This is a genomic window from Streptococcus sp. 2022WUSS083 (assembly GCF_044427155.1).
In the GTDB taxonomy this organism is placed as follows: domain Bacteria; phylum Bacillota; class Bacilli; order Lactobacillales; family Streptococcaceae; genus Streptococcus; species Streptococcus hashimotonensis.
Window position 1 is genome coordinate 1 of sequence record NZ_JAOTGK010000004.1, and the last position, 26093, is coordinate 26093.

A 26093-nucleotide genomic window follows, 5' to 3' on the forward strand; every position below is an offset into this window, starting at 1 on the left:
GGTTCTGTTGCAAAGTTTTAAATAAAGAATAAAATCCCTTACGGTATCTATGATTTAAGCTGGGATTCCCAATAATACCTTGATTTCAGTACAGACCGAAAACCCGAAGAGAGTGCCTTCTTTTCGGGTTTTCTTATATAATCCTCGGATGGCTTCCATACCTTTAATCGTGGTAGAGGCAGTGCGTAAACTTCGATAGAATTTATTGCGTCTCTTTACTGGACGATGGTCTTGTTCAATCAAATTATTCAGGTATTTAATGGTACGATGTTCTGTCCCTTGATAAAAGCCGTATTCTTTTAGTTTCTTAAAGGCACTTGTAATAGAGGGGGCTTTATCTGTGACTACAACCTTCGGTTCATCAAACTGCTTCACTAACCGCTTAAGAAAAGCATAGGCTGCTTGTGTGTCCCGTTTTTTACGTAACCAAATATCCAAGGTTAAACCATCTGCATCGATGGCTCGATACAAATAATGCCATTTTCCTTTAATTTTGATGTACGTTTCATCCATTTTCCATGAATAAAAGGATTTTTTATTTTTCTTTTTCCAAATTTGATAGAGTAGTTTGCCATATTCTTGCACCCAACGATAAATCGTCGTATGAGAAACGTTAATGCCACAATCATATAAGATTTCTTGAACTTCACGATAGCTAAGGTTATAACGAAGATAGTAGCCCACGGCTACAATAATCACATCCTGCTGAAATTGCTTTCCTTTAAAATGATTCATCGTCATTCCTCCTGCTATCTTTTTCTATTATTCTACCTTATTTGATAGTAGATTTAAAACTTTGCAACAGAACCCTTTAGATGATAATCCACAAATTTACCGCTATTCTTATAAGAAAACTACAACATATTTAACATATAAATTTCATCAAGCTCAATGATGACAATGCCGAAGACTACCGAGATCACTACATTCTATTCAATATTAATCCTTTCGAGAACAATATGCTCATCAGAAAATATGTTTACCTAAAGTCCGTTTACTCTACAAACTAAAAAGGAGTCTTATGCTCCTTTTAGTCTATACCACTTTCAATACCAAGCTCCAAATTTCTCAACATCAATTGAGAAATTTGGCTTTTTCCTTTGCTCAGTTAAAGCGTCCTTTAGTTGTATATTTCCTGTTATTATCCCTTTTGAAGCATAACATTGTTTTCAATGATCGCATCCGATTGTTGACACCCATTTTAGAACCTATTCTTTGATTTTCAATAAGCGTAAACTGTTTAATGTTACAAGTAAAGTTGCTCCCATATCAGCAAATATCGCTATCCAAAGTGTTAACCAACCGGGCATGACCAAAAGTAATGCCACTAATTTAATCGCCAAAGAGAAGGTAATGTTTTGCTTGATGATTGCTAAAGCCTTACGGCTTAATTTTATTGTATATGGCAATTTACTCAAATCATCAGACATTAAGGCGATGTCAGCCGTTTCTAAAGCTGTATCAGTTCCAGCACCACCCATTGCTACACCAACGGTAGATGCCGCAAGGGCTGGAGCATCATTCACGCCATCTCCGACCATCCCCACACTTTGATGTTTTTCTCGAAGTTCTTTAATAAAATTAAGCTTATCTTCTGGAAGTAAGTCAGCTTTAATATCCGAAACACCAACTTGTTTTCCGATGGCTGTTGCCGTTCTTTGGTTATCGCCTGTTAGCATCACTGTTTCGATTCCCATATTGTTCAACTTGCCGATAACTTCTTTAGACGATTCCCTCATTTCATCGGCTACGGCAATAAACGAAAGAATTTCTTTTTCTGTTCCTAACACCATCACCGTTTTACCTTGAGTTTGCATATCGGCAATTTTTTCTTTTTTATCGCTTGAAATGCTTCCGTGTAATTCCTCAAAAAGATTTTGACTTCCCACATAATACATTTCATTATTTATTTTGGCTTTAACGCCTTTACCTGTAATGGATTGAAAATCCTCTACTGTTACTTCATTGAATTTTAATCCATTTTCTTCTGCTTTTCGCATAATCGCTGAAGCAAGAGGGTGCTGCGATCCTTTTTCAATGGCTGATGTTATGGTTATTAATTCATTTTCATTTCTACCATATGTCACAATGTCTGTTACAGCTGGAATCCCTTTGGTTAATGTTCCTGTTTTATCAAATGCTATCGCTTTTAAGTGTCCTGCTGCTTCTAAATGGATACCACCTTTAATTAATACACCATTTTTCGCTGCATTTCCTATTGCTGTAACCACAGCAACTGGAGTTGAGACTACTAAGGCACAAGGACAACCAACCACTAATACAGCTAATCCTTGATAAATCCATTGGCTCCAGTCTCCGCCAAATAATGGTGGAACTACTGCAATTAAAAGAGCTAGTATGACAATAGCTGGTGTATAGTATTTTGCAAATTTATCGACAAACGCTTGAGAGGGGGCCCGTTCTGCTTGGGCTTCTTCTACCAAGTGAATGATTTTTGAAAGAGTAGTATCTTCAACTCGTTTTGTTACTTTAACCTCAAGTAACCCTTCTTCATTCAAGGTTCCTGCAAATACTTCATCATTTGTGATTTTCGTTACTGGAACACTTTCACCTGTAATCGCAGCCTGATTTAATGTCGATGTACCTTTAACCACTATTCCATCCATTGCTAACTTTTGACCAGGCTTAACTATCATGATGTCTCCAACTTGAATCTCATCAACATGAATCATCATTTCTTCATTGCCTCGTCGAATTAACGCTTCTTTTGGGGCAATATCCATTAAAGATTCAATAGATTGACGTGCTTTATCCATTGAATAACGCTCTAATGCTTCACTAATCGCAAATAGGATAACAACGGTTGCCCCTTCACCCCATTCACCAATAATTGCAGCTCCTATAATGGCAATAGTCATAAGCGTATTCATATCGAAATTTAATCTGCTTAAATTTTTGAGACCTTTAATAAATAACGAATATCCACCGATTAAAATGGACGCTGCATAACCAATTGTCGGTAGAACATGCTCTTCACCATACTGCTCTCCTAAGAACCAGCTAACTACAAGTAAAAGAGCTGATATATATACCTTAATGTTTTCTTTCTGCTTCCAAAAAGGTTCTCCTCCTACCCTTTGTTCTTTTTCATCTCGAATTTTTAAATTTTCAAATGCTCCTGCTTTTTCTAATTCTTCAATGGTTGTCGTCCCTTTAACATAAACTTTAGATGCTCCGAAATTTACTTTCGCATCCTGAACACCGGGAAGTTCTTTAACATTATTTTCAAAAATGGCTGCACAGTTAGTACAAGTAAATCCTTGAACACGATAGGCTTTCATTTCTTTTTCAGACTGTTTTGCTTTCCCTCTAGACATTGATCTTCACCTCTTTCTTATGTGCCAATGCAATCATCATAATTTGTCTGATATACTCATCATCTAAGGAATAAAATGCAAGTTTTCCCTCTTTTCGAAACTTAACAATCCCTTGCTTATGGAGCGTTCGCAGGTGATGAGAGGTATTTGCAACCGTAACACCTATAATATTTGCAATATCACACACACACAGTTCGTCATCTTGACACAATGCATAGGTAATTTTTGCTCTATTTTTATCTGCAATAGCTTTTAACATTTGGGCAACACTAGAAATATCTACTGTCTGTAAATTACCTTGTATTCGATTGACCTTTTCTTCGTCATAACAATAAATTTCACAAGTATCTTTTTTAATCATATTCTCACCTCAATATCATTCAAGTATTTGTTTGAATATAGTATAACCCTTTTCATTAATTAATTCAAGTGTTTTTTTGAATGAATAAAAAAATTCATAAAAAAAGACTTGGAGTACCCAATTCTAATAACAAAATAACCAATCTGCATAAGACTTTAAGTACATAACATTATTAGTATTGAACTTGTTGAGGAGGTGCTTTATGAATCAGCTTGAGTTTCAGCGTAATCACCTGCAAATGGACTATTATAGCGAGAGCTACCAAGATTTTGAACGTTACTTCTACCGCTACTCTAACATGAATATTCCATTGACCTTTCTGACAGATGATATCCTCAAAACAATGGCAACTTCTCGTAAGAATTATTGATTCTTTCAGTATAGGTTTGTTTTTGAAGTTCAAAACTACCTGACTGAGATTCGTCAAAAGTACTTACTCGACAATAGGCAGCAACACGCAACTTCTTAGTTTTAACATCAGTGAACTCTCGCTTTGCAGGAATAATTTCAACCGTTCTCTCAGATACAAATGCATCTCGAATTTTCTTCTGTTGACGAGTAATTTTAGAATTCCGTCTTACTATTGGTTTTACCTCCTTTCTAGAAATCTACATAATAATTATATATATTAACTACGATTTTCTAAATTAGAAGATAAAAAATGACCTAACCAAAAATCAGGCCATTTATACTTATAAATAAATTTTGAATTTTATGCCAAACTGGTACGAGTAAATGATTCCGCCCATCTAGAGTCTATGTAATATGAATTAGTTTCAAGGTCTTAGGCGATTTTGAAAGGTGGGTACGTTTCTATTCCCACAAACTCCTTGTCAATGGAAATAAACACGTACCCACAGGGTAAATGGAAATAGATTTTGATAATTTCTTGCTATCACTTCTACTCACTCCAAAAAATTACTTACTCTAACACTTCCCCACAACATAACAAAAAGCCTTGCAATCAAGGCTTTCATTACCCCTTTCATTCAAAGGTTTCTACTCCTTTACGAGCAGAGCTACACACTCGACGTGATGCGTATTTGGAAATAAATCAGTCGGCTGGACCTTCGTCAATTTGTACCCCAATTCCTCATAAAGTTTAATATCACGCGCCATGGTTGCCACATTACAGGAGATATAGACGATTTTCTCTGGTTTTACAGAAGTACTTGCTTTGATAAAACTTTCTGTCAAACCTTTTCTCGGAGGATCGACAAAGATCACTGTTGGTTTAATACCATCTGCCACCCATTTTTGCATAGCGGATTCTGCACTATCACAGACATAGGTAACATTATCAATCCCATTTCGAGCAGCATTCTTCTGACTATCAAGGACAGCCTTTTCAACGACTTCTACACCGTAAACATGCTTAACTTGTTTTGCAAAGGAGAGACCAATTGTCCCAATACCTGAATAGGCATCAATCACGACATCATCTGCCGACAATTCTGCAAAGTCAATGGCGGTCTGATAGAGTTTTTCAGCCATTTCTGTGTTGACTTGATAGAAAGACGGTGCAGAAATTTCAAATTCATTGCCCAACATGGTATCTGCAATAGTTTCACTGCCATGCAAAAGACGGAATTCTTGACCGAATATAGCATTGGTATTCTGGTCATTAATATTCTGAACGATAGAAACAAGATTTGGAAATTGGCTTGTCAAACGCTCAATAAGGGTTTCAACACGGAAAATCTTCGGACGAGTCGTAACTAAAACTAGCATCAACTGACCTGAATAATGACCACGACGAACAACAATATTTCTCACAAGTCCTGTCTGTTCTTTCTCATCGTAAGGCTTCAAGTCTAATTTTCTCAAGAGGTCACGTGTCGCTAGAACCAAGGCATCAATTTCCTTATGTTGAATGTAAAAATCCTCAATCGGAACTAAATCATGTGAATTTTTTCGGAAAAATCCTGTTTCTAACTGCCCATTCACACGACGAACTGGAACAGCTGCCTTATTGCGATAAGCAAGAGGATTGTCCATTCCCAAAGTATCTGCTACTGCTATTTCTGGCAGACCTGCAATCTTACGTAGATTATTCTCAACTTGTTTTTTCTTAAAAGCTAGTTGGGCTGGATAAGTAAGATGTCCCAAGTCAGCAATACCTGTTCTTAGATAGGTCAAATCCAAGTCCTGATTACGGTCTGGCGAGAAGCTCTGCCATTGCTCCACCTTACCAAAACCAATATTTTTCTTAAGTTTTAAGATGCGCATGGAAATTTTCTCGCCTGGAAGAGCATTGTCTACAAAGAAGACAAAACCATCAATTTTTGCCACACCCTGACCCTCATGTGTCAAATCTACTACTTCTACTTCGACAATATCGTTTTTCTTTAACATAATTCTACTTTCTATTTTTGGACCACTAAAAAAGTGACCGAAGTCACTTCTAGTATACCATATTTCTTAACGCAAGCCTAACTCAGCCAAGCGCTGCTGGTATTTTTCAAAATCAACACGAAGAGCCATACCACCATACATATCATAGTCGTCAATCCAGTCTCCATTTTCTGGGATTGTAACACGTTCGATACCATTTGCCGCATCCAATAGAAGGCCTGGTCCCTGTAGCCACATAAAGCTTTGTGGCACTGTTGTCGGAGTCATCGCCACAACCTTACCTATAGCTTCGGAGCCAGAGAATAGTTTCATTGGATTTTTAGCCTGTGTCATAACAGCAGATAACACTTCCTGTTGACGTCTCGTACGACCAAAATCACCTTCATCATCCGAACGATAGCGCGCGTAGTTAAGCAAGGTCTTACCATCCATCTGCTGTACACCGACCTGAATCGTTTGATAAGCAGGAGCATTTTCTTCCAGCTGTAAATCATTCGGCACTTCTACTGAGCTAACGACTTCACCATTAATAGTTGAAAACTGTGCATCAATCGTTACACCCTCAGGGAAAAGTGTATCAATCGTTGTCGCAAAGGTTGCAAAATCCACCATCGCATAGTACTTGACATCGATGTCAAAATTATTCTTCAACGCCTTCCGAACTTCTTCAGCCCCTTGCTGATTATCCTGTTCTCCCAAAGTATAGGCAGTATTGAGTTTATATTCATATCCCTCAATATCCACCAAGGTATCCCGCATAAAGCTAACAAGTTTGATTTTGTTATCCGTGTTATTCACATTTAGAACCATGATGGTATCCGTTCGAGTTTCACCTGAGCTTTCGCCAACACGACCGTCTGTTCCCAAAATTAAAATATTTGTCCCATTCGATGTATCTACGCCGTTGAAGACCTCAGCTACTGGCTTCTCACTCACGCTATTCATACCTTTGAAAAAACTATAGCCCATCGCTACAATCACTAGCGCTATAGCAAGCAATACGAAACCAATAAGGCGCTTGAAACCACCCTTTTTACGAGCTTTTTTAGGTTTAGGTACTTTCGCTTTGGGCTCGATACGAGGAGACTGAAACCGTTGAGGTTTGGTTTGTCTTGCTTTTCTGGATCTACGTTCAGAATAGCGAGGCAACAGTTCCTCTTGCTCATCATCCTCTTCAAAATAATCTTCCTCGAAGTCATCTTCGTAAGCCGTTGGTGTGAAGCTACGTAGAGATTGCCTTGGACTTCCATGCCGTTCTCTCAGCTCTTTTTTATATAATAGATAATCCAACTCACGACTTTCTTTGTCATTTAAGTAGTGGATATTTTTTTGCAAATAATCTAACCTCAATTGTTCATGATGGGTTAGGATATTATTGTTTTTATTCATCTGTCTTCATCCTAGCTGGTCATATAGACCAGGTAATTCCCTAGTACTTTATAGGTTATGTCTAAACTAGTCAATTCTTTTTGAGAATAGGCTAATAATTCCTCAGACTGATTATCAAGATCCAGTATGAAAAAATACTCACCCAAAGCCGTTTTCAGGGGTCGGCTTTCTATTTTTGTTAAGCTGATTCCTCTCCATGAGAAAACAGACATGGCCTTATACAAGGCTCCTGGCAGGTTATCTGGCAATGTCAGTGCAAGACTGACTTTTTTAGCTACTTGTTCCAGTGCAATAGACGGAGCCTTATCCCCCAAAATCCAAAAGCGTGTAAAATTCTCGCTAATTTCCTGGATGTCTTGCGCAATTACCTCCAGTCCATATTCAACTGCTGCCGCTTGCGGAGCAATTGCCGCGAATGGTTGTTCAGGGTGTTCTGCCACAAAGCGAGCAGCATAGGCTGTACTAGCTGTTATTTCAATACGAGCCTGAGGAAAATGTTCCTGAATATATTTCTTCCCCTGAGCAATTGCCTGCGGATGAGAATAGATAACCTCTACAGTTTTATCGGCACTCGTGGCTAACAGTTGTTGGGCAATCGGTTGAACAATCTCTGCAACCGCATGAATCTCCGCCTGATGAAAGAGATAGTCAATCGTTTCATGAACACTACCTTCAATCGAGTTCTCTACTGGAATAACGGAATAGGTAACTTCCCCCGTTTCGTAGGCCTTGATAACCTCTGTAATCGTTTCAAAAGCCTGCAAATCCGCAGTCGGAAAGGCCTGCTGGGCCACTTGATGTGTAAAAGAACCACGAGGTCCTAGATAGGCTACTTGCATAAAATTTTCCTTGCTACTTGTTCTGGATTCAGTTTATCTGTATCGATTACAGTATCGGCTAAACCTTGATAAAGTGCCATTCGTTCACGATAAAGGGCTTCAAACTCTTCCTTACTACACTGTAAAAAGAGAGGTCTTTGCGACTGTCTATCCTTACGAATTCTCTGATAGGAAACTTCAAAGGAGGCAGTAAGAAGTACATTGTCCTCCCTATTTGCCAACAGCAATTCCCTGTTTACTTCAGATTTAATCACACCACCACCAGTTGACACGATACAATTACTAGGTAAGTCCAGCAATTCTTTCAACACCTCTGTCTCCAGTTGTCTAAACGAAGCCTCTCCTTCAAGACTGAAATAGTCAGCAATAGGCATACCAATCCGTTCTTCAATGATATGGTCCATATCGTAAACGGGGAGATTTAACAAATGTGCTGTTGTTGTTTTTCCAACTCCCATAAATCCAAGTAAAACGATTGGCATACATTCTCCTAATCCATCAAACTATTTAAGTGTTCAAAGAAGGCAGGATAGCTAGTATTGATAGCTTCTGCTCTTTCCAATACAACTTCTCCATCTTTGGCCAACAAGGCGGCAATGGCAGTCATCATACCGATACGGTGGTCACCAAATGTATTGATTTCAGCACCATGTAAAGCAGTTGGTCCGTGAATAATCATACCATCTTCTGTTGGTTCAATAGTTGCTCCCATACTATTTAGAGCATCTGCAACAACCTGAATACGATCCGTTTCTTTAACTTTCAACTCCTCAGCATCACGAATAATCGTTGTTCCATGTGCTTGAGTCGCTAGTAAGGTAATAATTGGCAACTCATCAATCAAACGAGGTATCAATTCGCCTGCAATCTCCGTAGCCTTCAATTCCGACGTTTCAACTGTAATGGTAGCAGATTTTGCAAGTTCATCTATGTTAGAAAGAGTCATTTTACCGCCCATGGCTTTAATGACATCTAAAATACCAGTCCGAGTTTCATTGATTCCCACATTTTCAAGGACAATTTTTGAACCTGGTACGATTAAGCCAGCAACCAACCAAAAGGCAGCACTTGAAATATCTCCTGGAACTGTAATCTCTTGAGCAATAAACTCCTGAACACCTTGGATGCGGATTTCCTTGCCATTGACTTCCAACTGTCCACCAAACTGGACAATCATATCTTCTGTATGGTTTCGAGTCAACTCTTTTTCTACGATGACCGACTCTCCCTCAGCCTGCAAGGCAGCAAAAATCAGAGCTGATTTTACTTGGGCAGAGGCTACAGGGAGTTGGTAGCGAATTGGTTTTAAATTCTTATTCCCTTTGATGGTCAACGGAGGTAGGTCGCGTTCAGTTTGTCCAGAAATCTCTACTCCCATTTGACTGAGTGGAATAGTCACTCGGTCCATAGGACGTTTGGATAAGGAATCATCACCAAACATAGTCGCCTCAAAATCTTGACCTGCTAAAACGCCTGAAATCAAACGAATCGAGGTTCCAGAATTTCCCATATCCAAATCATTTTTGGGTGCTTGAAGACCATCAAAGCCAACACCGTGTACTTCAACAATATCACCATTGTCTTCAATTTTTACACCCAAGTCACGAAAGACCTGCATGGTTGACAAGACATCTTCTCCACGCAAAATATCGTGGACACGGGTAACACCTTTTGCAAGGGAACCAAAAATAATAGAACGATGACTGATTGATTTATCACCTGGGACACGAATCACACCCTGTAGTTTTTCTACGTTTTTTCTTAATTTCATATCCTTACCCCAAACTAGTATTACTTCCATTCTATCATATTTATTAAATATTTTCTGATTTTTATGACAATGACTTGCAAAAAAATCGATTTCCATTACATTTTTATCCAAAGTGTATGAATCAAAAATCGTTAACCTATTGTAAGTAAAATTTCTTAAATTTTCTTTATATAAAATATTCAGAATTTACTGTAAATTTCACACAAAATCATGAATATTGGTTTTAAATTCTTAAAAATAATGGTATAATTGAGAAATCTATAAATGAAAGAGGAAGACCTATTGTTTACACCAATCAGCGAAAAAATTGACATCAATCAAGTACGAGAACATTCAAAACTTTCTCCAGAAACACTTGCTAAAAAACAAGCTCGTGACCGTGAACTTGAAGCTATCTTAAAAGGTGAAGATGATCGTCTTCTCCTAGTAATTGGGCCATGTTCTTCTGACAATGAAGAGGCTGTCTTAGATTATGCTCACCGCTTGGCCAAGCTCCAAGAAGAGGTCAAAGATAAAATTTTCATGGTCATGCGCGTCTATACTGCCAAGCCACGTACCAATGGTGATGGTTATAAAGGACTCATGCACCAACCAGATACAGATGCTGCACCAAGCCTCATCAACGGAATCAAAGCAGTTCGTAACCTCCACTATCGTGTCATTACGGAAACAGGTTTAACTACTGCTGACGAGATGCTCTATCCTGAAAACCTGCCTTTGGTTGATGACTTGGTTTCCTACATCGCTATCGGAGCTCGTTCGGTTGAAAATCAGCAGCACCGCTTTGTAGCGTCAGGCATCGATGTTCCAACAGGCTTGAAAAATCCAACATCTGGTAACCTCAAAGTCATGTTCAACGGTCTTTTTGCTGCTCAGAAGAAGCAATCCTTCCTCTTCAACAATACTGAAGTTGAAACATCTGGCAATCCACTTGCTCACGTTATCCTTCGTGGCGCAGTCAATGAAAATGGTAAATACCTACCAAACTATTACTATGACAATCTTCTAGAAACCATTGAGCTCTATGACCAATTTGGCTTGAAAAATCCATTTATTATTATCGATACCAACCATGACAATTCTGGGAAAAATTATTTGGAACAAATCCGTATCGTCCGTCAAACCTTAATCAACCGTGACTGGAACGAATCCATTCGTAACTACGTTCGCGGATTTATGATTGAATCCTACATTGAAGACGGTCGCCAAGACAATCCAGATGTCTATGGAAAATCCATCACAGACCCTTGCTTAGGCTGGGAAAAAACACAAGAACTCATCCGAGAAATTTACAACAGATAGGAAGATATTATGGGAATTCACAAACGTAGCACCAGTTTAGACATCGATAAAGTAAAGGAACTTTCCAAGTTAGAAGGAGAATTTCTAGCTGCAAAAAAACAGCGCGATGAAGAACTGAAAAGAATTATCCGAGGCGAAGATGACCGTCTGCTCTTGGTTATCGGCCCTTGCTCATCAGATAATGAGGAGGCCGTTCTAGAATATGCACGTCGTCTCTCTAAGCTTCAAGAGGAAGTCAAAGATAAAATCTTCATGGTCATACGGGTTTACACAGCTAAACCACGTACCAATGGGGAAGGCTATAAAGGACTGGTTCATCAGCCAGATACTTCTAAATTACCAGACCTCATTAACGGAATTGCAGCCGTTCGTAATTTGCATTACCGTGTCATTACTGAGACCGGACTCACAACTGCTGATGAAATGCTCTACTCTGCCAACTACCCTCTTGTGGAAGACTTGGTGTCCTACCATGCTATCGGAGCACGTTCGGTTGAAGACCAAGAACACAGATTTGTTGCATCAGGTGTCGATATGCCAACTGGTATGAAAAACCCAACTTCTGGTAATTTGACCGTTATGTTCAATGGTATCTACGCCGCACAAAACAAACAGAACTTTATTTACCGCGACGCAGAAGTTGATACAGATGGCAACCCTCTAGCTCATGCTATCCTTCGTGGTGCCAATACTGAAAAGGGCGGTTATGAACCAAACTACTACTATGATATTCTCTTGAAAACCATCAAACAGTATGAACAATTTGGTCTTAAAAATCCATTTATTGTAATTGATACCAACCACGACAATTCTGGTAAAAATTACCTGGAACAAATCCGTATCGTCCGTCAAACCCTCATCAACCGTGATTGGAATGAAGCCATTCGCAAATATGTCCGTGGTTTCATGATTGAATCCTACTTAGAAGACGGCCGTCAAGATAGCCCTGAGGTATTCGGCAAATCCATTACCGATCCTTGCTTGGGTTGGGAAAAAACGGAAGCTCTGATTCGTGAAATTCATCAAACTGTCTAATTCTTTCCTTAATTTTTTATAGGATAAATAATTTGGAGGTAAGCTATGAACATTGATGGTTACACTCGTCTTGCTGCCGTTGTTGCAAATCCAATCAAACACTCCATTTCCCCCTTCATTCATAATCTGGCTTTTAAGGAAACAGGGGTAAACGGTGTCTATGTCGCTTTGGAAATTCCAGAAGAGGATTTGGCTGCTACTCTTGAAAATATCAAACGCTACGATATGTTTGGCATCAATCTTTCCATGCCCTATAAACAAGCTGTCATTCCTTATCTAGATGATTTAACAGCCTCTGCACGCCTGATTGGCGCTGTCAATACTGTCATTCATCAGAACGGCTTACTAATCGGTCACAATACCGATGGCATTGGATTCTTCAAAAGTTTAGAAAAACTAAGAAGATTCCAAGTACGCAACAAGCGACTGACCATTCTAGGTGGTGGTGGTGCTTCTACTGCTATCATAGCTCAGGCTACATTGGATGGTGCAAAGGAAATTACTATTTTCTGCCGCCAACAAAGCTTGGAAAGAACACAGGCGAGTCTTACACCTATTGCTCAAGCAACTGGAGTTCCTATGCAGGTCCTAGCGCTCGAAGATAGCCAATTACTACAGGAACATATTACCAACTCCGACTTACTAGTCAACGGAACCAGTGTAGGCATGGATGGGTATTCTCAACCTGTTCCTTCTACCATTCGCTTTCCTGAAAATCTTTTGGTTGCGGATGTGATCTATCAACCATTCGAAACACCTTTATTAAAACTAGCCCAATCTCAAGGCAATCCAACTATCAATGGTTTGGGCATGCTCCTTTTCCAAGCGGCTGAAGCATTCCAAACCTGGACTGGTAAGGAAATGCCGACTGACTTGATTTGGGACCAATTAGTCCAGAAATACGACATCAAATAGAGAGGAAATCTGATGAAACTGACCGTCAATCTTCCCAACACTCCCTACGACATCCTTATCCAAAGAGGAAGTTTAGCACAGACAGGTGCATGGGTCAAAGAACTTTGGAAACCTCAGAAAATCGCCATTATTACAGATGACCACGTTGGCTCACTCTACCGTGAAACAGTCCAGTCAAGCTTAGAACAAGCTGGTTTTGAAACCATTGCTTTTGAATTTCCAGAAGGTGAAGCCTCAAAAAATCTTGATACCGTCAACCAGGCCTACGAATTTCTCGTAAAAAATGGTATGACACGAAGTGATGGAATCATTGCTCTCGGCGGAGGAGTCGTTGGCGATTTGGCAGGTTTTGTCGCTTCTACCTATATGCGTGGTATCCATTTCCTACAAATCCCAACCAGCCTAACTGCCCAAGTCGATTCTTCTATCGGGGGAAAAACTGGCGTGAACACCCCATTTGCCAAAAATATGGTGGGGACCTTCTGCCAACCAGACGGCGTTCTCATCGACCCTGATACCCTCAAAACACTCGGCAAACGAGAATTGATTGAAGGAATGGGCGAGGTTGTCAAATATGGCTTAATAGATGATGTGGAGCTCTGGGAAACCCTAGACCAATTAGACGGCTCTGTCGAGAGCATTCTGGAGCATGCTGACTATATCGTCTACCACTCCTGTGAAGTCAAACGCAAGGTTGTTGTCGAAGATGAATTAGACAACGGTGTCAGACTCTACCTCAACTTCGGTCACACGATTGGACATGCTATTGAAGCGACCGCTGGCTACGGCCAGGTCATGCACGGTGAAGCTGTTGCTATCGGTATGGTACAAATCTCACGCGCAGCTGAGAAAAAAGGACTGATGCCAGCTGGTATGACAGAAAAGATTATCGCCATGTGTGAAAAATTCGGCTTGCCGACTACACACCAACCTTGGAATGTAGATGAATTATACGCCGCCCTAACTCACGATAAAAAAGCACGTGGCAAGACCATCAAACTCGTCATCGTCCCTCAATCGGGACAGGCTGCCATCCATCAAATTCCAATGGAAGAAATGCTAGAATTTCTACAAGTATAGTCTTTTAGTTCACATCAAAAGCCGCAGGTATAACTCAATGCTTTCTTGTTTCTAGGCGACCAGCTGATGTACTTCGCTTTTTTGTTCTCAGGCTCAGGTACGAATAGTCCACTGGACTATTCGTATCCCCCAGATTGCTTGCACAGTTAATGGACTGTGCAAGGTGGGAGATAAAAGAGCGAAGCAAGTCGCTTTTGCAAAATCAGGCAAGGCGAGTTCAAACAATCCAGTAGAGTGTTTGAAGTTGGAAATAAGGAAATGGAGTTTCCTCTTACGTCGAAGTAATAAAAGTCAACTAAATGACGAGATAAGAAAAATGACTACTGATTCAAAATCATCAGTAGTCTTATTTTTTATAAAATCATCTCATCGTCAGTTAGCTTTTCACCACTGTTTTTGTAGAAAAGGTCCATCAAGTTTTGAACGGTCAAGTTCTTCTTCTCTTCTCCTTCTACATCGACAACAATCTGACCACGGTGCAACATGACCAAACGATTACCATATTCAATGGCGTTTTCCATATTATGCGTAATCATCAGAGCTGTCAACTGGTGACTCTCGACAATCTTCTTGGTCAATTCCATGACCATATCGCTAGTTTTGGGATCAAGGGCTGCAGTGTGTTCGTCCAAGAGTAGAACCTTTGGTTTAACCAGCGAAGCCATCATCAATGTCAAGGCCTGACGTTGACCACCTGAAAGAAATTGCGTGTCAACCTTCATACGGTTTTCTAGTCCCAGACCAAGCTCTTTCAAGGCTTCCTTAAAAATAGCACGTTCACTATCCTTAACACCCCAGCCAAGACCACGTGACAATCCACGACGATAGGCAATAGCCATGTTTTCTTCAATGGTCAAGCGGGAAGCTGTTCCCATCTTAGGATCTTGGAAGACACGGCTGATGTCCTTAGAACGTTTGGCTGCTGAGACATGCTTAATGGATTTACCTTCAAGCAAAATATCGCCCGAATCAACCGTCAAGGCACCTGCAAGTGAGTTCATGAAAGTTGATTTACCAGCACCATTACCACCGATAATGGAGATAAAATCACCCTCTTTTACATCTAAGTTCAACCCACGAAGGACATGGTTCTCATTAACTGTTCCAGCTTCGAAGGTTTTATGAATATTTTGAATTGATAAAATTGTAGACATGACTTCCTCCTCCTAAGCATTTCCATTCAATTTTGGACGACGAATATTCAATTTCTTCTGCAATTCTGGCACATAGAGAACGGTTGCCAGAAGGATAGCTGAGAAGAGTTTAACAAGGTCTGCATCCATACCTGGAATTTCCAAAATCGCTAAGATAATCAAACGGTAAACAACTGCACCGAGAACAACCGATAGGAGTCTCCAACCCAGGCGTAAGTTACGCAAGATAACTTCTGCAATAATGACAGATGCTAGACCGATAACAATGGTACCAGTACCTGAATTGAGATCTGCATAGCCATTATTCTGAGTAAGAAGAGCTCCACAAAGGGCAATTAGACCATTCGACAACATATAGCCGTAGATTTTCATATTATCTACATTGATACCGTTGGCCTCACTCATTGGAATGTTATCCCCTGTTGAACGAATGGCTAGACCAATTTGTGTATTGAGCAAGAGCGTCAATAGGCCCACAACTGCTAGTACAAAGACCAGACCAATGACCAAAACAGCATTGGTTTTTGTCAAACCGAAATCCTGCAATTGGGTCACCAGTGTTTCTTGTTTGAGCAGGGCTACGTTGGCCTTATCCAAAATTTTCAAGTTGATGGAGTAGAGTCCCGTCAAGGTTACAATACCGGTCAAAAGGGCTGGAATTTTTAGTTTTGTATGAAGTAAACCAGAAATCAATCCTGCACCCATACCAGCTACCATAGCCATAAAGGTTGCCAGCAAGGGATTCACTCCGTTCACAATCCCTGTCGCACAAACAGCAGCTCCAAGCGGATAAGACCCCTCAGCTGTCATATCAGCAATATCTAAAATACGAAACGTCAAGTAAACACCAATCGCCATAACTGACCAAAGCAAGCCTTGCGAGATACTTGATAAAATAATATCCACGATTTTCTCCTTTTTCTAAATTCGTAGTCAATACTAGGTTCTATACTTACCGATCTTATTCAGATACAGCAAGCTTAGAAGTATCGATACCTAATTTCTGAGCCATTTCTTCATTAACGTGAAGACTGACGGTCTCTGGGTATTCTACCGCTGTTTCTGACACATTGGCTCCTTCGATAATCTTAATAGCCATTTTTGCAGTTTGACGACCTAAAGCTTCATAGTTGGTACCGTAAGTCAAAAGACCTCCTTCATCCACCATGTCCGTTGAACCACCGATTACTGGAACCTTATGCTCCACAGATAATTCACCGATCATGGTCATGGTTGAAGCGACAGTATTGTCTGTTGGAATAAAGAGAGCATCTACATCCTTCATCAAACTTGTTGTAGCATCTTGTACTTCATTAGTCGAAGTGATTCCTTTTACCACTACCTTATAATCTGCTTTTTCTAGCAATTTCTTAGCTTGCTCTACCTGGACTTCTGAATTACGTTCGCTAGTAGTGTACAAAATACCAACTGTCTTAGCATCAGGAACAGCTTGTCCTAGCAATTCAACCTGTTTGTCAATTGGAGCTTGATCAGAAGTACCTGTCAACAGTCCACCTGGTTTTTCAATGGATTCTACCAAGTCAGCTGACAAGGGATCTGTAACCGCAGTAAAGACAATCGGCGTTTCAGTAGACACAGTCGCTAAACTCTGGGCAGACGGCGTAGCGATTGCCAAGACAATATCATTTCCATCGATTAATTGTTCTGAAATGGTTTGAAGGTTAGCTTGATCACCTTGGGCATTTTGATAATCCAAAACCAATTTTTCACCCTCTTTATAGCCATTTGCTTCTAATTCCGCCACAAAACCCTCACGGGCAGCTGTCAATGATTCATGCTCCATATATTGGAGAACTCCAACTTTGACCACATCTGAGGAAGCTTGTTCTGATGATGAGGAACAAGCTGCAAGTGTTAGCAAACACATACTTGCTACTGAAATAGTTGCCAATTTTTTTACTAGCTTATAATACATAAACGTTTCTTCTCCTAAATATTTTACTCTTCTAATGCTTTTATAGTCGCTGCATCAATACCAACAGCTTTAGCCATTTCTTCATTGACGGTAATAGCCGCTGTATTTGGTTTTTCAACTGCTAAGTCAGCTGGCTTTTCACCCTTCAAAATCTTCACGGCCAATTCACCAGCTTGAACACCGATAGCATGGTAGTCGACACCGTAGGTAAATAGAGCTGCGTCAATAACTGCTGCGTCACTTCCCATAGCTGGAACTTTTGCTTCTTTTAAAATATCACCGATTGTTGAAGCTGTAGAGGCAACTGTGTTATCAGTTGGAAGATAGATAGCATCGACTTTTCCTGCAAGTGAAGTAATAGCTTGCTGAACATCGTTTGTCGTCGTGACAGTTGTCACTTCTACCTTTACACCTTTTGCTTCGAGTGCTTTTTTAGCCTGCTCAGCTTGAACCTCTGAGTTTACCTCGCTAGAATTGTAGAAAATACCGACAGTCTTCGCAGTTGGTACAACTTTGAGCAACATCTCGATTTGACCTTCCACATCAGTTGCATCAGTAGATCCTGTCATGGTCCCACCTGGTTTTTCCAATGATTCAACCAAACCTGCTTCAACTGGATCTGTGACAGCTGTAAATACACTTGATGTTTCACTATCTGCATTAAGCATGGCTTGGGCTGCCGGTGTTGCGATGGCAAAGTTAAGATCATTTTTCCCTGCCAATTTCTCAACCATTGTCTGTAAGTTTGCTTGATCACCTTGGGCATTTTGCAAATCAATCGTCAGATTTTCACCTTCCTTGTAGCCTGCTTCTTCGAGTGCCTCTACAAAGCCTTCACGAGCTGAGGTCAATGCTTCATGTTCAGCATATTGAATAATACCAACATTGACTGAACTTGAATCTGACGAATTGGAACTGCATGCAGCAAGCGTTACTGCTGACAAAAGTGCCACTGAACTAAGTATAATTTTTTTAAATCCCATGATTATTCTCCTTTTATAAATATAATTGCAAACAAGAAAGGACCGCTTAGACTACACTCTAAACGGTCCTTATATTTCATCTGTATAGGAAAACAGAATGAATTATCCGTGCCATCTAGATGTATCATCTATGGGCACATGTCAAAATAGCTACAGCCACATAGATACAAACTTTACGTTCCCGTGTTTGCATCCATGTTTACCATGTCTACAAACACTATCTAAAATAGCCGTAGAAATAAGTATGATTAGCTGAATGATTTTGACACATTTGTAACATCTCTGTTTCCCTTTCTCATTTATTTGTAACTATCATAACTGTTTTCAAATTATTTGTCAATAGGAAATTGCGTAAATTTTCAGATTTTTCAAGTTTTTTTGAATTTTTCTAAAAATAACCCCCTATATTATTAGCTATAAAACGATCTGTCAACAGCCGCAGCTATAACTCAATTTCTAGCATTGACTTGAATCAGTCTCCTAGATTGCTTGCAAAGTAAATGAACTGTTCAAGGTGGGAGATATAAGAGCGGAGTGCAAAATCAGGTCAACGACGACTGATCTTGATTTTCGAAGGGTATAAATGACTATATTTGATGTCACAAAAAGGTCTGAACCTAAGCCCAGACCCTACTAAAACAATTATTTTACTTCAACTTTTTCAGTCCAAGGACGCGCTGTAGTTGCTAGAACCTCGTTGAGTTCTTCTACGTTGCGGCGGCCTTGATCTGCCAACCAAGCTTTGGCTGCTTCTTCACCCTCGCTTGCAAAGATGGCTACTGCATCCTTCCAAGTCGCCCGACCACAAAGGACACCATTAAAGCTTGAACCGGCTTCTTTGGCAAAGACAAGTGTCTCTTGGAAGAGTTTAGCAGACACACCTGCACTCAAATAAATGAAGGGCAAGTGAGTACTGTCTGTTTGTTCCTTGAAGAAGGCCTTAGCTTCTTCAACTGTGTAGACTGGGTCTTCATCTGTGTAGCCTTCTACAAAGTTCATATTGACAGGCACTTCAACCTTGAGCACGTCGGCATTATAACGTGACTTGCTAAATTCACGCATGGCTCCATTGACCTTGTGTGGTTTGAGGGCTGCGTATTCACGAGAAGTCACATCCATATCGCTGGCATCGTAAGTCAAGATTTCGACGAAGTAAGGAATATCTTCTGCGATACACTCACTACCAATGCGTTCTACCCAGGCATGCTTAATGTCGTTGATTTCTGGCTTGTCATCCACATCATAGTAAAGCAAGATTTTTACGGCATCCGCTCCCAATTCTTTGATGCGTTTTGCAGACCAGTTTGGCAAAAGGTCTGGCAAACGACCTGGTGTGGACGCATCGTAACCTGTTTTTTCATAAGCAGCAATGAAGCCACAATCTGCATGACGTAATTCTGAAGCTGGAACACCATACTCAGCATCCAAGAGGATAGAGCTTGCATAAGGGGTCAAATCGCTTGAAATGACTTTCTTGAAATCAATCAAAATGTCATCTCCAAATTCGCCACCACCTGCTGCAGCAGCAAGCAAGCGTTTCAAAGCCCCCCGTTGGTCAATCGCCAAGGCCGCAATCACCTGTTCGCTGTTTGACAAGCGGGTCATGTGATTGAATTTAGCCTGAGAAAGTTGTAATTTTGTCATTAGTTTCCTCCTAAGGAATTTTATTAACCAAATCGTTTCACGCCATCTAGATAGGTCGCTTGTAAGCGTCCTGCATCATCTACGACGATAAAGTCTGCAGCTCGGCCTTCTGCAATCCGACCACAAATATGGTCAATATTGACAGAGCGAGCTGGTGCCAGAGAGGCCATACGAAGGGCATCAGGTAGGGACACCAAGCCCCATTTCACAACGTTCTGCACTGCTTCGATCAATTCTAAGATAGAACCTGCCAAACTACCACTTTCTTTTAAACGAGCAGTTCCATCTTTTACAACAACTTCAAATTCACCGAGGCGGGACTCCCCTTCACCCATACCGCCAGCTCGCATACAGTCCGTAATCAAAACAGTTTCCTCTGCTCCACGTGCTTTGACCACGATTTCTGCCGCAGCTGGATGAACATGGTGTCCATCACAAATCATTTCCGCATAGACATTTTTTAAATTCAAAGCAGCCCCGACCATACCTGGTTCACGGTGATGAAGCCCACTCATCCCATTGTAAACATGGACGAAGATATTGGCACCAGCTTCTACTGCCGCTTCCGCTTGCGCATAGGTCGCATCGCTGTGAGCCAAGGCAGTATGAATTGCCTTGCTGTTAGCAAACTCGATGAATTCTTTGACACCTTCACGTTCTGGAGCAATAGCAATTTTATTGACTAAACCTTTCGATAAGCTGTGCCAGTTGTCCAACTTTTCAATGGATGGATCGCTCATGTACTTAGGATTTTGTGCTCCCTTGTATTTTTCCGTAAAGAAGGGACCTTCTAAGAAAATACCTTGAATCTTGGCGCCTGTTTCCTGCCCTGCATAAGTCCCAATCGTTTCACAAACTGCATCTAAATTTTCAGTCGTATCTGTTAAGGTCGTTGGAAGCCAAGAGGTTACCCCACAAGACAAGAGGCCTTCTGAAATTACCTTGATCCCTTCAAAATCATTGTCCATAACATCGTGAGAAGCGTAGCCGTGGATATGTGTATCAACTAGCCCTGGTGCTAAATGAAAGTCAGAATAATCAACAATCTCCCCTTCAGGCTTTTCAGTCACAATCCGTCCAAACTGACCATTGTCAGTAATTTCCAAATAGGCTGATTTGACCTCACTCTCTGGTAAAATAATAGATTTTGCTTTTATAAATACTGTCATACTATCTCCTTTATTGATATATATACTTATCAAACTGGTTATAACCATATACTAAATATATTGTAGAACTTCTATTAGAAAATGTCAAGTAATTACCATAACTTTATAAGAAATGGATGCTGTGAGAAGGTAGAAAAAAGAGTTCTTACTCCCCAAAGTACCGTTTCTGAATCTGTACTTGGAGATAAGAACTCTACGTAAGCAGTGTATACTAGGCGTCAATCCATGACCTAACACCCTGCTCCTATCAAATATAAATATATTACAACAATTCGTTGAGAGGCTTGAAGATGATACGTTCCAAATCAGCTACATAAGTTCCCAACTGTTGTTGCTTGCTGAAATATTCCGTCAAAAGTGGATTTCCCTGAACTTTCTTGTTGAAATCCAACATTTTCTTTTGGTCAGCTTCAGTAGGAATTTCACCAGCCTGCAATTTAGATTGGATTTCTTTTTGGAAAGAAATATAACTTTCCAATATTTCTTTGGCTTCTGAATCCCCCTCAACTGAGACCTTAACGGCTTCCACCGCCTTATATTCAGGCAGGTTACGGATTGCACGTTCCAATTCATTTGCTATATCATAGATATTTGTTGACATAATTTTCTCCTAATCTAAATGAATTTTGTAAGTCGTCTGCTCTCTTAAACGTTTCGCAGCGTCTTCCAAATTTCCCTTGTTTTTAAACGTAATTTGTAAAATACCGTGTATATCTTCACGGTTCTCTTCATTGATACGAATATTGACAATGGAAATACCCCGTAAGACTTCCAAAACCTTCAAAATCGTATCTTCCTCATCAGGAACACTAAGGAATAAATCGTAGAAAGAATCAACACCTGCACGCTTGTGAATTTCCATAGCTTTACGAGTTTGACGTCCCTTATCAAAAAAATCCCAAATTGCTTTTTGATTGCCAGATCTGAGCACATCTGAAATTTCTGAAAGACGTTCTTGAAATTCCTCGATTCGATTTAGAATAGAATCTGCATTGGTCAGCAAAATGCTAGTCCACATGCTCGGCTCACTTTCCGCAATCCGTGTCATATCTCTAAATCCTCCAGCTGCAAAATTATTCGTAAAGGGATGATCTTGGGCATACTCACCAGCTTGATGCATCAAACTAGAAGCCAATACGTGTGGAAAATGTGAAATTTGACTGGTCACACGGTCATGTTCTGCTGCATCAATCTGAACAAAACGTGCCCCCGTTCCAGATAACAAATCTGTCAATCGGGGAACCGCATCCCGCTTGGTAGCCTGACACGGTGTCATAATGTAGTAAGCATTCTCAAATAGATAGAGATCTGCTGCACTGGCACCAGATTTATGACTACCTGCCATAGGGTGGCCACCGATAAAATTAATTTTTCTTGGCGCCAAATGTTCCTCTGCAGCAGCCACAATTGCAGACTTCGTTGAACCTGCATCTGTAATCAAGACCGTATCCTTCAATTCAAGGGCACTAAATTCTTCAATCAAACGCAAAGAAACTTGAATTGGAACACAAAGAAGAATCACATCTGCCTGCTTTGCTACACCCTCCAATTCCGTTGATACCTCATCAACCATCCCCTTGCCCAAGGCAATTTGGCATGATTGTTCGTTAGGATCAAAGCCAATGAGGTGATAGTCAGGATGGTCTTTGCGGATACAGAGCGCAAGTGAACTTCCAATCAACCCTAGACCTACAATTAAAATCGTTTTTTTCATTAATTACCTAGAAATTTTTGACATAGTCGCGATGACTGGCTACCGCAGCTTTCAATTCCTCCATATTGTCGGAAGAGAACTTCTCTAGGATTTCTGTCGCTAGAGTTGTAGCTACGACTGATTCCATGACTACACCAGCTGCTGGGAGAGCCGTTGGATCTGAACGCTCCACAGTAGCTTTATAAGGCTCATGAGTATCAATGTCAACCGACATCAATGGCTTATAGAGGGTCGGAATTGGTTTCATAACACCACGAATAATCAGAGCCTCGCCATTGGTCATACCACCTTCGAAACCACCTAGATTATTGGTTCGGCGTGTATATCCTTTTTCTTGGGACCAGAGAATTTCGTCCATGACTTGGCTCCCTTTGAGATAACCAGCTTGGAAGCCTACTCCAAATTCTACTCCCTTAAAAGCATTGATTGAAACAACAGCCTGCGCTAATTTTGCATCTAACTTTTTATCCCATTGCACATATGACCCCAAGCCAGCTGGAACTCCTCCGACAACAGTCTCAATCACTCCGCCAATAGTATCTCCATCTCGCTTAATTTGATCAATATAGGCTTTGATTTCTTCTTCACGCTCTTGGTTGACAATGGATACTTCGGACTGGGCTGCACGCTCTTTGATTTCTGCTACGCTTAAACCATCTGGGACATCAATTTCCTTCCCTCCGAAAACGACTACATGGTTAGCAATTTCAATATCCAACTCAGCCAAAATCCGTTTGGCAACCGCACCAACAGCCACACGCATAGTTGTCTCACGCGCACTAGAACGCTCCAAGGAATTACGCAAATCATCAAAGCGATATTTCATACCACCAACTAGGTCAGCATGTCCTGGGCGTGGATGTTTGATACGACGCTTACTTTTGAGCTTCTCTTCGATGTCCTCAACTGCCATAATATCCAACCATTTTTGATGGTCTTTGTTGGTCACATTCAATGTAATCGGGGCACCTGTTGTCTTACCGTGACGAACACCAGCAGTAATCTCTACGCGATCTGTTTCAATCTGCATCCGACTACCACGACCGTATCCCCCCTGGCGGCGTTTTAAATCTTCATTAATATCCTCAGCTGTTAAAGGAAGACCAGCTGGAACTCCCTCAATAATGGCTGTTAGACGTGGTCCATGAGACTCACCAGCTGTTAAATAACGCATACTTAATTCTCCAAAATTTCCAAAAACTTACGAGTATTGCCTAAAGACATCTGTCCAGGTGCAGATGTTTCATCTAAGCTGGCAAAAGTCCAGCAGGATCCTGTAATCACACCTGCAATACGCGTTAACTTCCCTAGTTCACCCATAGCGATTGTCGCAAATGTCTGCTCGGTGTTCAGCGATTTAAAACCACGAGTATAATTCATAACATCTAGGACATCCTGCTCTGTCTTAGCCATTACAGCCATTTTAACAACAGCTGGTGACAGGCTAGTTAGTTCAGACATGATTTCCATATAATTAGACGGTGTTTCCTCAAAATTATGATAACTCAACACAAGGTTAGGAAACTCCAACATCTGCTCAAAAACCAACTTATAAGAATAATATTCAAAATCAATATAATCTGGCTGATAAAGCGCTGCAACTTCTTTGATTAAATTGACATATTCTTGATCGTCCAAATCCAAGTGGCCACCTTCACGTGTTGTCCGAATAGTGAAAACCACTTCCTTACCATTACATTTTTCAAATATAGCAGGTGCTACTCTTAAAATATCATCTTTCGGAAGGTAGTCTGCTCGCCATTCAACAATATCTGCCTCTGCTAGACGTTCTACATCAATGGCCTCTACATCTTCCAGATTTCTAGGCATAATAGGAACTACTATTTTCATTTATCTACCTGTATCGTAAAGACCTTTAGGTAATTACTACTTTCATCATTTTTATTGATTACAAAATCGGCTGGCAAGCGATAACTTGCCTCATAACGGTGTTTTCTAACACCAAAACCTTTTTCAATCTGCCGCTTAAATTTTTCAACAGAAACATTTGCGGCGTTGGTCGAAGCGATAATAGTTCCACCTGTATTTAGTATTTCCAAAGATTGAGAAATCAACTTGTGATAATCTTTGGCTACTGAAAAGGTTTGTTTCTTATTTCGTGCAAAGCTTGGCGGATCTAAGACAATCACATCATAAGTCAAGCCTTTACGTTTGGCATATTTGAAATATTCAAATACATCCATTACCACAAAGTGATGATTATCTAAGTCTAAACTATTAACCTTAAAGTGAGCTTTAGAAAGTTCTCGCGAGCGTTTGGCTAAGTCAACAGAAGTCGTTTCCCCTGCTCCGCCCATGGCAGCAGCAATAGAAAATGCTGCCGTATACGAAAACATGTTCAAAAGTGACTTGCCTGCCGCCAGGCCATCCACCAAGGAACCACGTACCTCATGCTGATCCAAAAAGATTCCCGTCATCAGACCATCATTCATAAAGACCTGATAGTGAACTCCATTTTCCAACACAGTGAAATACTCAGGGGCTTCTTCTCCATAAAGATGAGCAGACTCAAAAGCCAAACCTTTAAAACGAATCTTCTCATAAGCTCCTCTTACTTCTGGAAATACCTGTTGAAAGGCAGCAACAATCATCTCTTTGACAGAATAAATAAAGGTATTATACCATGAAAAAACTGCGTATTCATCATACAAGTCAACCGTCATTCCACCAAAATTATCTCCATCTTGATTAAATAAACGAAAAGCATTCGTCATCTCAGATTGATAAAAATGTTGACGTTTCTGTTTGGCATCCACGAATAATTTAACAAAAAAATCCATGGTCAAGTCTTGATTGCTTCTACTAAACAGCCAGCCTATTCCCTTATTCTGTTTGGACAAATAAGCCTGGCCCAAATAGCTTCCAGACTCTGAATACAAAACAGCCAGCCTGTCCTCATCAAACGAAAAACCTGAAAAATCAGCGCTATCCAAGAGTTGAATCCCTCTGTTTATTTTCTGTTCTGCAATACGGTTTACCTTTATTTTCATAGAATTATTATAACATGTTTCTTCATATATGCCAAAAAAACTCTAAACTTTGAGGCTTATTTTAAAATTATGGTATAATGAACTAAGCTTTTAGAAA

At 40.4% G+C, this 26093-nt stretch carries 24 protein-coding genes and 2 pseudogenes; 6 read left to right on the forward strand and 20 right to left on the reverse strand.

The window, feature by feature from the left end; all coding sequences use genetic code 11:
- Positions 1–54: 54 nt before the first annotated feature.
- A complete protein-coding gene (locus ODU41_RS05880; protein WP_161941131.1) occupies positions 55–735 on the reverse strand; it encodes an IS6-like element IS1216 family transposase in 681 nt (226 codons plus the stop codon).
- A gap of 146 nt (positions 736–881) precedes the next feature.
- Here ODU41_RS05880 and ODU41_RS05885 point away from each other — a divergent pair, with 146 nt between their 5' ends.
- Positions 882–1010, forward strand: coding sequence for a DUF5960 family protein (locus tag ODU41_RS05885; protein ID WP_398578838.1), 129 nt, complete (start codon positions 882–884; stop codon positions 1008–1010).
- Positions 1011–1208: 198 nt separating this feature from the next.
- Here the strand turns inward: ODU41_RS05885 and ODU41_RS05890 are convergent, their stop codons facing one another.
- Positions 1209–3338 (reverse strand): heavy metal translocating P-type ATPase, encoded by a 2130-nt coding sequence (locus tag ODU41_RS05890; RefSeq protein ID WP_044679566.1) that lies wholly within the window; start codon positions 3336–3338, stop codon positions 1209–1211.
- Positions 3331–3699 (reverse strand): metalloregulator ArsR/SmtB family transcription factor, encoded by a 369-nt coding sequence (locus ODU41_RS05895; protein ID WP_044679564.1) that lies wholly within the window; start codon positions 3697–3699, stop codon positions 3331–3333. Before ODU41_RS05895 ends, ODU41_RS05890 begins: the two co-directional genes overlap by 8 nt.
- Before the next feature lie 202 nt (positions 3700–3901).
- On the opposite strand from ODU41_RS05895, the pseudogene ODU41_RS05900 reads away from it, so the two are divergent.
- Positions 3902–4066 (forward strand): annotated as a pseudogene (locus ODU41_RS05900) (DUF5960 family protein); the annotation flags it as partial.
- On the opposite strand, the pseudogene ODU41_RS05905 reads toward ODU41_RS05900, so the two are convergent.
- The 6 genes and pseudogenes from ODU41_RS05905 to aroA form a co-directional block, all read right to left on the reverse strand.
- A pseudogene (locus ODU41_RS05905) lies at positions 4059–4283 on the reverse strand (recombinase family protein); the annotation flags it as partial. The pseudogenes ODU41_RS05900 and ODU41_RS05905 overlap by 8 nt on opposite strands.
- A 415-nt stretch (positions 4284–4698) precedes the next feature.
- The gene (gene rlmD / locus ODU41_RS05910; RefSeq protein WP_398578760.1) at positions 4699–6054 is read right to left on the reverse strand and encodes a 23S rRNA (uracil(1939)-C(5))-methyltransferase RlmD; all 1356 of its coding nucleotides are present in this window, start codon (positions 6052–6054) and stop codon (positions 4699–4701) included.
- A gap of 66 nt (positions 6055–6120) precedes the next feature.
- On the reverse strand, positions 6121–7443 hold the full coding sequence (locus ODU41_RS05915; RefSeq protein WP_398578761.1) for an LCP family protein: 1323 nt from the start codon (positions 7441–7443) through the stop codon (positions 6121–6123).
- 11 nt (positions 7444–7454) lie between these two features.
- Complete coding sequence (gene pheA / locus ODU41_RS05920) at positions 7455–8282, reverse strand: prephenate dehydratase (RefSeq protein ID WP_398578762.1); 828 nt, start codon at positions 8280–8282, stop codon at positions 7455–7457.
- A complete protein-coding gene (locus ODU41_RS05925; protein WP_024393608.1) occupies positions 8273–8764 on the reverse strand; it encodes a shikimate kinase in 492 nt (163 codons plus the stop codon). The genes pheA and ODU41_RS05925 overlap by 10 nt, the downstream gene beginning before the upstream one ends.
- Positions 8765–8772: 8 nt before the next feature.
- Positions 8773–10053: a 3-phosphoshikimate 1-carboxyvinyltransferase gene (aroA, locus tag ODU41_RS05930; protein ID WP_074391891.1), complete on the reverse strand. Its 1281-nt coding sequence runs from the start codon at positions 10051–10053 to the stop codon at positions 8773–8775.
- A gap of 264 nt (positions 10054–10317) precedes the next feature.
- Between aroA and ODU41_RS05935 the strand changes: the two genes are divergently transcribed.
- From ODU41_RS05935 to aroB, 4 genes are read left to right on the forward strand one after another with little or no spacing between them, the layout of a single operon-like run.
- Positions 10318–11355 carry a 3-deoxy-7-phosphoheptulonate synthase gene (locus ODU41_RS05935; protein ID WP_024395871.1) on the forward strand — a complete coding sequence of 346 codons (1038 nt, stop codon included), beginning with the start codon at positions 10318–10320 and terminating at the stop codon, positions 11353–11355.
- A 9-nt stretch (positions 11356–11364) separates the two neighbouring features.
- Complete coding sequence (locus ODU41_RS05940) at positions 11365–12390, forward strand: 3-deoxy-7-phosphoheptulonate synthase (RefSeq protein ID WP_398578763.1); 1026 nt, start codon at positions 11365–11367, stop codon at positions 12388–12390.
- A 45-nt stretch (positions 12391–12435) separates the two neighbouring features.
- A complete protein-coding gene (locus tag ODU41_RS05945) occupies positions 12436–13305 on the forward strand; it encodes a shikimate dehydrogenase (RefSeq protein ID WP_398578764.1) in 870 nt (289 codons plus the stop codon).
- A 12-nt stretch (positions 13306–13317) separates the two neighbouring features.
- Entirely contained in the window at positions 13318–14385 is a 1068-nt protein-coding gene (aroB, locus tag ODU41_RS05950) for a 3-dehydroquinate synthase (protein WP_044763564.1), read from the forward strand.
- Between the two features lie 353 nt (positions 14386–14738).
- Here aroB and ODU41_RS05955 read toward each other — a convergent pair whose 3' ends face one another.
- The 11 genes from ODU41_RS05955 to ODU41_RS06005 all read right to left on the reverse strand — a co-directional run bounded on the left by ODU41_RS05955 (position 14739) and on the right by ODU41_RS06005 (position 25996).
- Complete coding sequence (locus ODU41_RS05955) at positions 14739–15539, reverse strand: ABC transporter ATP-binding protein (protein ID WP_002940641.1); 801 nt, start codon at positions 15537–15539, stop codon at positions 14739–14741.
- A 12-nt stretch (positions 15540–15551) separates the two neighbouring features.
- Complete coding sequence (locus ODU41_RS05960) at positions 15552–16445, reverse strand: ABC transporter permease (RefSeq protein WP_074391888.1); 894 nt, start codon at positions 16443–16445, stop codon at positions 15552–15554.
- A gap of 55 nt (positions 16446–16500) precedes the next feature.
- Positions 16501–17475 carry an ABC transporter substrate-binding protein gene (locus ODU41_RS05965; protein WP_044684205.1) on the reverse strand — a complete coding sequence of 325 codons (975 nt, stop codon included), beginning with the start codon at positions 17473–17475 and terminating at the stop codon, positions 16501–16503.
- Positions 17476–17498: 23 nt separating this feature from the next.
- Positions 17499–18458: an ABC transporter substrate-binding protein gene (locus ODU41_RS05970; RefSeq protein WP_024400040.1), complete on the reverse strand. Its 960-nt coding sequence runs from the start codon at positions 18456–18458 to the stop codon at positions 17499–17501.
- Positions 18459–19100: 642 nt separating this feature from the next.
- Positions 19101–20102, reverse strand: a complete 1002-nt coding sequence (gene lacD / locus ODU41_RS05975; protein WP_074391887.1) for a tagatose-bisphosphate aldolase — start codon at positions 20100–20102, stop codon at positions 19101–19103.
- A 23-nt stretch (positions 20103–20125) separates the two neighbouring features.
- On the reverse strand, positions 20126–21271 hold the full coding sequence (gene nagA / locus ODU41_RS05980; RefSeq protein WP_074391886.1) for an N-acetylglucosamine-6-phosphate deacetylase: 1146 nt from the start codon (positions 21269–21271) through the stop codon (positions 20126–20128).
- Between the two features lie 262 nt (positions 21272–21533).
- A complete protein-coding gene (locus ODU41_RS05985) occupies positions 21534–21872 on the reverse strand; it encodes a YlbF/YmcA family competence regulator (RefSeq protein ID WP_024401417.1) in 339 nt (112 codons plus the stop codon).
- 9 nt (positions 21873–21881) lie between these two features.
- The gene (locus ODU41_RS05990) at positions 21882–22985 is read right to left on the reverse strand and encodes a prephenate dehydrogenase (RefSeq protein ID WP_398578765.1); all 1104 of its coding nucleotides are present in this window, start codon (positions 22983–22985) and stop codon (positions 21882–21884) included.
- 7 nt (positions 22986–22992) lie between these two features.
- Positions 22993–24159 (reverse strand): chorismate synthase, encoded by a 1167-nt coding sequence (aroC, locus tag ODU41_RS05995; protein ID WP_002940623.1) that lies wholly within the window; start codon positions 24157–24159, stop codon positions 22993–22995.
- A 2-nt stretch (positions 24160–24161) separates the two neighbouring features.
- On the reverse strand, positions 24162–24836 hold the full coding sequence (aroD, locus tag ODU41_RS06000) for a type I 3-dehydroquinate dehydratase (RefSeq protein ID WP_398578766.1): 675 nt from the start codon (positions 24834–24836) through the stop codon (positions 24162–24164).
- The gene (locus tag ODU41_RS06005) at positions 24833–25996 is read right to left on the reverse strand and encodes a class I SAM-dependent rRNA methyltransferase (RefSeq protein ID WP_024380798.1); all 1164 of its coding nucleotides are present in this window, start codon (positions 25994–25996) and stop codon (positions 24833–24835) included. The genes aroD and ODU41_RS06005 overlap by 4 nt, the downstream gene beginning before the upstream one ends.
- Between the last annotated feature and the right edge of the window lie 97 nt (positions 25997–26093).

Bases quoted from the DNA above. Each gene is read 5' to 3' on its own strand.
- ODU41_RS05935 (WP_024395871.1), top strand. From the start codon at position 10,318: ATGAAAGAGGAAGACCTATTGTTTACACCAATCAGCGAAAAAATTGAC.
- ODU41_RS05880 (WP_161941131.1), bottom strand. From the start codon at position 735: ATGAATCATTTTAAAGGAAAGCAATTTCAGCAGGATGTGATTATTGTA.
- ODU41_RS05945 (WP_398578764.1), top strand. From the start codon at position 12,436: ATGAACATTGATGGTTACACTCGTCTTGCTGCCGTTGTTGCAAATCCA.
- ODU41_RS05955 (WP_002940641.1), bottom strand. From the start codon at position 15,539: ATGTCTACAATTTTATCAATTCAAAATATTCATAAAACCTTCGAAGCT.
- ODU41_RS06005 (WP_024380798.1), bottom strand. From the start codon at position 25,996: ATGAAAATAAAGGTAAACCGTATTGCAGAACAGAAAATAAACAGAGGG.
- rlmD (WP_398578760.1), bottom strand. From the start codon at position 6,054: ATGTTAAAGAAAAACGATATTGTCGAAGTAGAAGTAGTAGATTTGACA.
- ODU41_RS05925 (WP_024393608.1), bottom strand. From the start codon at position 8,764: ATGCCAATCGTTTTACTTGGATTTATGGGAGTTGGAAAAACAACAACA.
- ODU41_RS05990 (WP_398578765.1), bottom strand. From the start codon at position 22,985: ATGAAAAAAACGATTTTAATTGTAGGTCTAGGGTTGATTGGAAGTTCA.
- aroB (WP_044763564.1), top strand. From the start codon at position 13,318: ATGAAACTGACCGTCAATCTTCCCAACACTCCCTACGACATCCTTATC.
- aroC (WP_002940623.1), bottom strand. From the start codon at position 24,159: ATGCGTTATTTAACAGCTGGTGAGTCTCATGGACCACGTCTAACAGCC.
- ODU41_RS05970 (WP_024400040.1), bottom strand. From the start codon at position 18,458: ATGGGATTTAAAAAAATTATACTTAGTTCAGTGGCACTTTTGTCAGCA.
- nagA (WP_074391886.1), bottom strand. From the start codon at position 21,271: ATGACAGTATTTATAAAAGCAAAATCTATTATTTTACCAGAGAGTGAG.
- pheA (WP_398578762.1), bottom strand. From the start codon at position 8,282: ATGCAAGTAGCCTATCTAGGACCTCGTGGTTCTTTTACACATCAAGTG.
- ODU41_RS05890 (WP_044679566.1), bottom strand. From the start codon at position 3,338: ATGTCTAGAGGGAAAGCAAAACAGTCTGAAAAAGAAATGAAAGCCTAT.
- ODU41_RS05985 (WP_024401417.1), bottom strand. From the start codon at position 21,872: ATGTCAACAAATATCTATGATATAGCAAATGAATTGGAACGTGCAATC.
- aroA (WP_074391891.1), bottom strand. From the start codon at position 10,053: ATGAAATTAAGAAAAAACGTAGAAAAACTACAGGGTGTGATTCGTGTC.
- ODU41_RS05940 (WP_398578763.1), top strand. From the start codon at position 11,365: ATGGGAATTCACAAACGTAGCACCAGTTTAGACATCGATAAAGTAAAG.
- ODU41_RS05965 (WP_044684205.1), bottom strand. From the start codon at position 17,475: ATGTATTATAAGCTAGTAAAAAAATTGGCAACTATTTCAGTAGCAAGT.
- lacD (WP_074391887.1), bottom strand. From the start codon at position 20,102: ATGACAAAATTACAACTTTCTCAGGCTAAATTCAATCACATGACCCGC.
- aroD (WP_398578766.1), bottom strand. From the start codon at position 24,836: ATGAAAATAGTAGTTCCTATTATGCCTAGAAATCTGGAAGATGTAGAG.
- ODU41_RS05915 (WP_398578761.1), bottom strand. From the start codon at position 7,443: ATGAATAAAAACAATAATATCCTAACCCATCATGAACAATTGAGGTTA.
- ODU41_RS05895 (WP_044679564.1), bottom strand. From the start codon at position 3,699: ATGATTAAAAAAGATACTTGTGAAATTTATTGTTATGACGAAGAAAAG.